This window comes from Oleiphilus sp. HI0067 (assembly GCF_001635735.1).
The window spans coordinates 43,826-51,035 of the sequence record NZ_LWFI01001166.1 but is presented as its reverse complement, the minus strand read 5'-3'; the positions used below and the strand labels follow the sequence as shown (position 1 = coordinate 51,035).

Sequence of the window (7,210 nt, the reverse complement as noted above, 5' to 3'; positions counted from 1 at the left end):
TAGGCTAATATGAAGATAGGCTAGTGTATAACCTCAATCAAAAAAATAACATGCTATGCCCGTATCAAAGCCGTTTCCTTTGTTTCCTACATACGATGAATTAAGAGATGTTCGTCTAGATGATTTTCCCGAACTCAATACCTATTTAGAAAAGTCAGATAAATGGAAACGCAATGCATGGCACTGGGGTCAAGAATTTTTGTCTTATATTGGTCGCAACAAATCTCAGCATACTTACACACGTTTTCGTTCAGAACTCGAAAAGTTTTTATTGTGGTCGTTTCTTGTATCCGATAAACCGATTGATGAGCTGCGGAAATCAGACATCCTTGCTTATGCAGATTTCTTTTGGCAACCGCCATTAAATTGGATTTGCTTTGTGAATCACGAGAAATATCGTTTCTCTAACGGTGTGTTTGAAATCAATCCCGAATGGGCTCCATTTCGATTAGTTCAAGCTAAAGGCGATCAGTCTAAGCCAGATAAAAAATTATATCGTCCGTCGCAGCAAACCTTGCACGCAATGTTTACGGCTTTAAATGCGTTCTATAAACATATGATGGATGAGGAAATTTGTTACGGAAATCCGGTTCAAGTTGCTAAAAAAGACTGCAAGTATTTTATAAAAGACGCACAAGTTAAAGACGTGAAACGTCTGAGTGAAGATCAATGGCAATATTTGCTTGATGTAGCTGAAAAAATGGCCAATGACGACTCAAAGTATGAGCGGAATTTATTTCTCATTGCGTCCTTAAAAACCTTATTTTTACGAATTTCAGAGTTCTCAGAACGCGCAGACTGGGTCCCAACAATGGGACATTTCTGGAAAGATAATGATGATAATTGGTGGTTAAAAGTATATGGAAAAGGTCGAAAGTTACGGGACGTCACCGTTCCACCAAGCTTTATTCCATATTTAAAGCGATATCGAGCGTCTAGAGGATTAAACAGTCTTCCTGTATTGGGAGAAACGCACCCTATTATTGCGAAAATTCGTGGCCGCAATGGTATGACGGCGCGCCAATTATCGAGGTTGGTACAAGAGGTTTTTGACCAGGCTTTTGAAGCGATGCGCTTAAGCCATGGCGAAGAGGCAGCGGCACGTTTTCAGCAGGTGTCTACGCACTGGTTACGTCACACAGGCGCCAGTCTTGAGATTGAACGAGGTCGAGCATTAAAAGATGTATCAGAAGATCTGGGGCACGCAAGTATGGCGACTACCGATACTATTTACGTTCAGAGTGAAAACAAAAAGCGTGCAGAAAGTGGTAAGTCACGCGATGTATAGCAGCGTGACTTAGTGGAGCATTCTAAGTGCTTTATCTATTGGATTCGATCAAGCGCAATCACGCGCACTTTCTCGGAGCTAGAAAACAATGAATCTCTCAATAGCTCAAGCTCGGTGACCTTTACTTCGTCGCTGTAAGCATCGTTTAGTAAAATCTCATCGCGTTGACTTGTGTAGCTCGTGTATCTTGAATCCCATTCCTTACGTTGGGAGTCTAGGCTCGTTAAACGTTCTGCAGCCTCTTCGCCAACAGCTTCAACGCGCGCATTATATAGCTCTTCACCAGTAAGCTCTTGATTGTCAGTGGTGCTCTCACGCAGAACTTGAACTGGATTTGCGCCGCTTCTACTTTCGATAAACTCTGCCGGCATTTGTGCATCAAGTGATTCTAAAGCCGCTGATTTTTGCTCACTATTCATTGCTTGATCAGCGTTGATTCTGAGTCGCTCAATCATATATGCATCATACTGTTCACGCTCAGAATAAAATGCCTCATGCATTTCTAAGCCTAGGTTTTCAGCTCGAATTGACTTAAGTAACTGCAAGCGTTCGTCGATCAAATCAAGGTAACTACCACTTAAGCTCGACATTGGCCAGTCTGTAGTAAAGCTTTCAATTCGGCTTGAAAATGTAAGTTCTAGGTCCATTACCGCGGTTTTGTATGCAACGTACGATTCTAAAGATTGAAGTGCTTGGCTTAAGGCTGGCTCTTCTAATTTGTAGTTGAGATATTCTTCTATCCGCGCCAAAACGGTTTCCAATGACTCTTCTTCAATAGCTGAAAAGAAGAAATCAAATATGTCTTTTAGGTCCGATGAAATACGAAGATCGCCGTTCTCATCGACGGCCAAATCTCGATCAAAGTAGATTCCGCGAAGTGATGATACAAGGTCGCCGTGCTCAGACTCATAAGGTAATTGCTGAGTTTCAGTGTTGATTGCTTCAGGAGAAGAATCGATAACTGATTTTTGATGGTCTTGGTTGGTCTTAGAGGTGTCTAAATCTTGAGCGTCCTGATCCAGCCCTTGGTATTGCCAAATTACAAATGAGGTCGCGACACATAAAGCAACAGCAACTAAGAATTTAATATACATAATGTGTTCACACTTAACTAAGTAGAATAAAAGAAGGGGCTACTGAGCCCCTTCCCTTTTTTCTATAAGCCTGCTGACTTAAGTCGACGTGCATGGTTTTCAAACAATACAACTGGATCGACTTCAAATAAGTTTGATAAGCCGAAGAACAAGTTAACGCCATCAAGGTGGTTAATGTTGTAGTTCACACGTAGAACATCACCCCAGCGCTGTTGACAACTACCTACTAGACCATCATTGCGACCAGAGATCGTTGCGCCGGTGAAAGCCAAGAATGGGTCAGAAATATCAAGAGCGTTCGTTAGCAAGAAGTCGCCGCCCCATGACCAATAACGTATACCATTTACTTCAGCTGCGCCTTCTCCACACGAAGATGTGGGACGACCCGCGGGAAATAAGTCATTGAATGCTTCCGCGCCAGGTGTTGTTAGGAACGTTACCGCACCTAAAGCGTCCTGCGTGTATTCAGAATTGCCGGCAAGAGCGTCAATAATGTCTCCAAGGAAGTTAAGTGCACCTTCGATCAGCGCCTCTGTACCACCACCTACAGGAACGATTCCTCTCGCTGCATCCGCAAAACCTGATCCACTGTTTGCACCGTTTACTGAGGTAACAGAAGCAACTAAGTCTGGACGGACACCTGCAACATAACGGCTAGTTGGTGAACCTAAGCTATGGCCGATCAAGTTGAACTTTTGTGCACCTGTGATCGCTTGCAACTCTTCTAAGTAAGCCAACAGCTGTTCGCCACGTACGTAGCCGTCTTCCCATGCTGTAACATTAGGAATGTAAACCGTTGCACCGCGTTCTTCCAATTCGCCTTTCACGCCATAGAAATAATCTATGCCTAAGATGCTGTCGAACCCAGACAGACCATGTACCAAAACAATTGGATGCTGAGTTTGATAAGCTTTGCAATCTTGCCACCACCAACAGATAGCGTTAGCTGCAGAGCTTTGAATGAGCATGCCAAAGAATATGGCGCTCGCTAAGAATACTTTCTTTAGTTTGAATTGCATCATCGATTCCTTTTGTTTTTATATTAAAACGACGTACAACATTCCTTAATTGTTATTACTTCCTATATATAACGTTGTTTGAATGACATCTTGTACTAGCGGCGTGAATGCTACCAACTGGCCATTTTTAGAGCAATGAGTCTAAAAGCCTATGCTTAGCATTTCAGGCCATCTGTAAAGTTATGTTAACTACGTCTTAGTTATAGGAAAATCTGATTGATCATTGAGCTTGCGTAAATTTTTATTACGCTTGTGTCACAATTTAGCTAACAAACACGTCAAATGACTAACATTACGATTAAACGCTCCATTTTCTTTTTCTCAGCGATTTTTTTCTGATTGGCGCTCTGAATGCCCTGCTCCTATATAAAAGTCACGACACTTCTACTACTAATGAGGCATGGGTTCTGCACACGGATGAAGTACTTCAGAAATCGACAGAACTAATGAGCTAAATAACAGATGCTGAAACTGGCCAACGAGGTTATCTGTTGACTGAAGCCGGTGATTATTTAAAGCCCTATTTTTTCGGAATCAAGGCATTGAAAGATGCCGCTAGTAATCTTCAAGTCTTAACGTCAGATAACCCCAATCAGCAAGTCCGCTTAGAAAAGTTGATGACACTGATCGATGTGAAGTTTGATGAGCTACAACAAACTATTGATTTGGTTGACGAGGGGAACGCTCGATCTAGTGAAGAGTGATCTAGGGCGTAAGACAAGGGTCGAGATTAGAGAACTTATCTCAGACTTTATAGCAGAAAAGCGCCACTTACTAATCGAGCGTGAAAAGTCATACAGGTGCGCGCAAGACCAAAGTACATTTACATCAATGTCAGCATTGTTCGTTCTCATCGGGTTTATGGGCGTATTTGTTGTATTGATGAACAAGCGTGTCATCCAACCTTTGATCGATCTTGCTACGTCAGCGAAGAACTTTCGCAAAGGCGTTGATACTAATTTTAAGGTTGTTGAGGCGCATGGAGAGATAAAAGATCTCGTCGTCGCTTTTGAAGACATGCGCACAAGTATTCAGGCATCACTTGATGAATTAGATGCGGCTCGCATTCAGGCAGAGAACGCGAATCAGGCTAAGAGTGAGTTCTTAGCAAATATGAGCCATGAAGTCAGAACATCGATCAATGGTATATACGGTATGTTCCAACTTCTACGTCTAAATAAGTTCTGAGATAGCCCTGTCTATTATGATTTGATCGATAAAGGCCGTACATCCTGTAACTCCCTACTTTCAATCGTGAATGACATTCTCGATTACTCGAAAATTGAGGCTGGTAAGATTGAGCTAGAGTGCATTCCGTTCGATATTGTTGATCTAATCGAAACTGCAGAGTTCATGTTTAAAGACGCGGCCTCAGAAAAAGGAATCGGATTAGAGTTTATTTTTCCTCGAGAGTTTAATCATTACTACAAGGGCGACCCTGTACGGATCAAGCAAATCTTACTCAACCTCTGTTCAAACGCGATTAAGTTTACAGAGGAAGGGAGTGTGACGATCCATGTTGATTGCGTTGGATCGCAAGCTGGGCAGCGCGTCCAAATCAAAATAGCAGATACCGGTATTGGCATGAGCCAAGATCAGGTAGAGAAAGTCTTTTCTCGATTTGAACAGGCCGACACAACTACAACTCTAGAATTTGGTGGGACAGGTTTAGGTGTCCCGATCACAAAAGCTGTGGTCGATTTAATGATTGGAGATCTGTCTGCAATAAGCGTGCAAGGCAAAGGCACAGAGTTTACTGTTTCCCTGCCTTTAGAGTTCGCTGAGGCAGCTGAGCTTAAAGAAGAAAAGGCAGATGTGCCTCCGCCAGATTTGTCAGGCAAACGCGCACTCATAGTTGAGGATAATCAAATTAACCAAGTGGTATGTGAAACCATGCTTTTGCCAACGAACGCAGACGTCATGATCGCTGAGAACGGTCAAGAGTGCTTAGATCTTTTAAAGCATTAAGTGTTTGACTTGATATTGGTGGATATTCAAATGCCGGTCATGGGTGGCAATACTGCGTGTGAGCATATCAGAAGCACTGACAAGCAGCAGAAAGTAATCGTGCTTACAGCAAACGTCATGGCTGATGATAGAAAATATATGAGGAAGCTGGTTTCGACGATTGCATCGCAAAACCAGTTGATGTCAACGTGCTTTATCAAGGGTTAATAAAGCACGTATTAGATAATTAAACTTTGCCCTAATTAGATTTCTCTAATTCCGAGAATTTTGTCAGCGCTGTTTCTGATTTCTCTATATTTATCTGCATCCTCAATGAGCACATCCACATCAGTTTCATCGAAGAGCGTTTTAAGGCGTTCTTGAGCTGCTTCTTTCTTGACGATTTTTGGAAACAACGTTTTAACACAGCGCAGCATAACTTCTGGGGAGACTGATGCTCCAGGCGAAGCGCCTAACAATGTTCCGTAGCTCAAATCTTCAGACGTCACAATTTCAGTACCCATTTGTAGATCGCCATCTTTAATGATCTGAACGCGCTGGCCTGCTTGAACTACCTTCCAATTGAATTTATTGCTAAGACCCGGCGCAAACTCATCAAGTGTTTTTAACATCGCGCTTTCGCCCTTGAATGTTTCTTTAAACAAGTAAGTGACGAGAGGGAAATGTTCACGGGCAACATTAAGAAGGTTAGGAATGTCGTGTAAATGGACCATTCGAATGAACTCCACGATTCCTCTACCCTTCTCTAAAATCGGCGAGAACGTCGCAAATGGGCCAAATAGTAGATAATATTTACCGTCAGCAACACGCAGATCTAAGTGCGGAACTGACATTGGCGGTGCGCCAACAGCGGCTTTACCATATGTTTTTGCGCCATATGATTGGGCGACTTCTTTATCTATCTCTGCTGCAAGAAAACGACCACCAACTGGGAAACCTGAGAAGCGCCGACCTGCTGGTAGATGGCTCGCTTTTAAAATAGGGAAAGCACCACCGCCGGCGCCAACAAATAGCTTGTCTGCGCGCACCTGTTTCGCCACGCCGTTTTGTTCGCATTCAATCAACCAGCTACCAGATGGGCTCTTGTGCACGCGTTTAACATGCGTATTGTATTGAATATCCGCACTCTGCTCATTTTCCATATGCTGAGCAAGTTGCTTAGTAATCGACTCGAAGTTGACATCGGTGCCATGGTCAACGCGTGTTGCAGCCATCTTCTGATGACGAGATCGACCTTCCATCGTTAGTGGAATCCAGCTTTGAATTTCATCGAAGTCTTCTGACAACTTCATCTCGTCAAAGAAATGGTGCGATGCCATCTCTTTATAGCGCATGTGTAGAAGATTAATACTGTCTTCGTTTACCAGCGTGCAGTGCTTCGTCGGGTGAATAAAGCTTTCGGGATCTTTAATGATTCCGTTCTTTACTAAGTTTGCCCAATATTGCTTAGCGACGTTGAATTGAGCGTGGATGTCTAAGGCTTTTTCAACACTGATAACTTCTTCATCGACAGGTGTGTAGTTTAATTCGCAATTCGCTTCGTGACCGGTACCTGCATTATTAAAAACACTTGAGTTGCTTCCAGCAGCCTGATCAAGGCGCTCTAGAATCGTTATATTCAGTTTAGGGTCAACGGTTTTGGCGATATGCGCGAAAGTAACGCCCATAATACCGGCACCAATAATTACTACGTCCATTTTGTGTACCTGTGTTGAAAGCTGCTTTAGGCCTTTTAAGCCATTAGACACAACGTTTTTTATAAAAACTTGCACTGCGTTCGATAAAACGCGCGAATATTAACATCAAACACTATTCAGCAGATAATTACTCCATATAAGCAT

At 42.9% G+C, this 7,210-nt stretch carries 8 protein-coding genes; 5 read left to right on the top strand and 3 right to left on the bottom strand.

Annotated elements, in window-relative coordinates; genetic code table 11:
• The first annotated feature begins 79 nt into the window (after positions 1 to 79).
• The gene (locus A3739_RS17270; protein ID WP_197472394.1) at positions 80 to 1,288 is read left to right on the top strand and encodes a site-specific integrase; all 1,209 of its coding nucleotides are present in this window, start codon (positions 80 to 82) and stop codon (positions 1,286 to 1,288) included.
• A gap of 35 nt (positions 1,289 to 1,323) precedes the next feature.
• Here A3739_RS17270 and A3739_RS17265 read toward each other — a convergent pair whose 3' ends face one another.
• Both A3739_RS17265 and A3739_RS17260 read right to left on the bottom strand, forming a co-directional pair.
• On the bottom strand, positions 1,324 to 2,382 hold the full coding sequence (locus A3739_RS17265; RefSeq protein ID WP_068502194.1) for a lipase secretion chaperone: 1,059 nt from the start codon (positions 2,380 to 2,382) through the stop codon (positions 1,324 to 1,326).
• Between the two features lie 62 nt (positions 2,383 to 2,444).
• Positions 2,445 to 3,401 carry a triacylglycerol lipase gene (locus A3739_RS17260; RefSeq protein ID WP_068481860.1) on the bottom strand — a complete coding sequence of 319 codons (957 nt, stop codon included), beginning with the start codon at positions 3,399 to 3,401 and terminating at the stop codon, positions 2,445 to 2,447.
• Positions 3,402 to 3,856: 455 nt separating this feature from the next.
• On the opposite strand from A3739_RS17260, the gene A3739_RS17255 reads away from it, so the two are divergent.
• The 4 genes from A3739_RS17255 to A3739_RS28210 all read left to right on the top strand — a co-directional run bounded on the left by A3739_RS17255 (position 3,857) and on the right by A3739_RS28210 (position 5,576).
• Positions 3,857 to 4,105 carry a CHASE3 domain-containing protein gene (locus tag A3739_RS17255; RefSeq protein ID WP_082878466.1) on the top strand — a complete coding sequence of 83 codons (249 nt, stop codon included), beginning with the start codon at positions 3,857 to 3,859 and terminating at the stop codon, positions 4,103 to 4,105.
• A 127-nt stretch (positions 4,106 to 4,232) separates the two neighbouring features.
• Entirely contained in the window at positions 4,233 to 4,589 is a 357-nt protein-coding gene (locus tag A3739_RS17250) for a histidine kinase dimerization/phospho-acceptor domain-containing protein (RefSeq protein WP_197472393.1), read from the top strand.
• Positions 4,590 to 4,610: 21 nt separating this feature from the next.
• Positions 4,611 to 5,369 carry an ATP-binding protein gene (locus A3739_RS28215; protein WP_156503837.1) on the top strand — a complete coding sequence of 253 codons (759 nt, stop codon included), beginning with the start codon at positions 4,611 to 4,613 and terminating at the stop codon, positions 5,367 to 5,369.
• Complete coding sequence (locus A3739_RS28210) at positions 5,370 to 5,576, top strand: response regulator (protein WP_068474989.1); 207 nt, start codon at positions 5,370 to 5,372, stop codon at positions 5,574 to 5,576.
• 35 nt (positions 5,577 to 5,611) lie between these two features.
• Here the strand turns inward: A3739_RS28210 and A3739_RS17240 are convergent, their stop codons facing one another.
• Entirely contained in the window at positions 5,612 to 7,066 is a 1,455-nt protein-coding gene (locus A3739_RS17240) for a malate:quinone oxidoreductase (protein ID WP_068481870.1), read from the bottom strand.
• Positions 7,067 to 7,210 lie beyond the last annotated feature (144 nt).

What these genes read in the sequence shown, in the direction of transcription:
- A3739_RS17265 (WP_068502194.1), bottom strand. Translation starts at nt 2,382, where the DNA reads ATGTATATTAAATTCTTAGTTGCTGTTGCTTTATGTGTCGCGACCTCA.
- A3739_RS17260 (WP_068481860.1), bottom strand. Translation starts at nt 3,401, where the DNA reads ATGCAATTCAAACTAAAGAAAGTATTCTTAGCGAGCGCCATATTCTTT.
- A3739_RS17250 (WP_197472393.1), top strand. Translation starts at nt 4,233, where the DNA reads ATGTCAGCATTGTTCGTTCTCATCGGGTTTATGGGCGTATTTGTTGTA.
- A3739_RS17240 (WP_068481870.1), bottom strand. Translation starts at nt 7,066, where the DNA reads ATGGACGTAGTAATTATTGGTGCCGGTATTATGGGCGTTACTTTCGCG.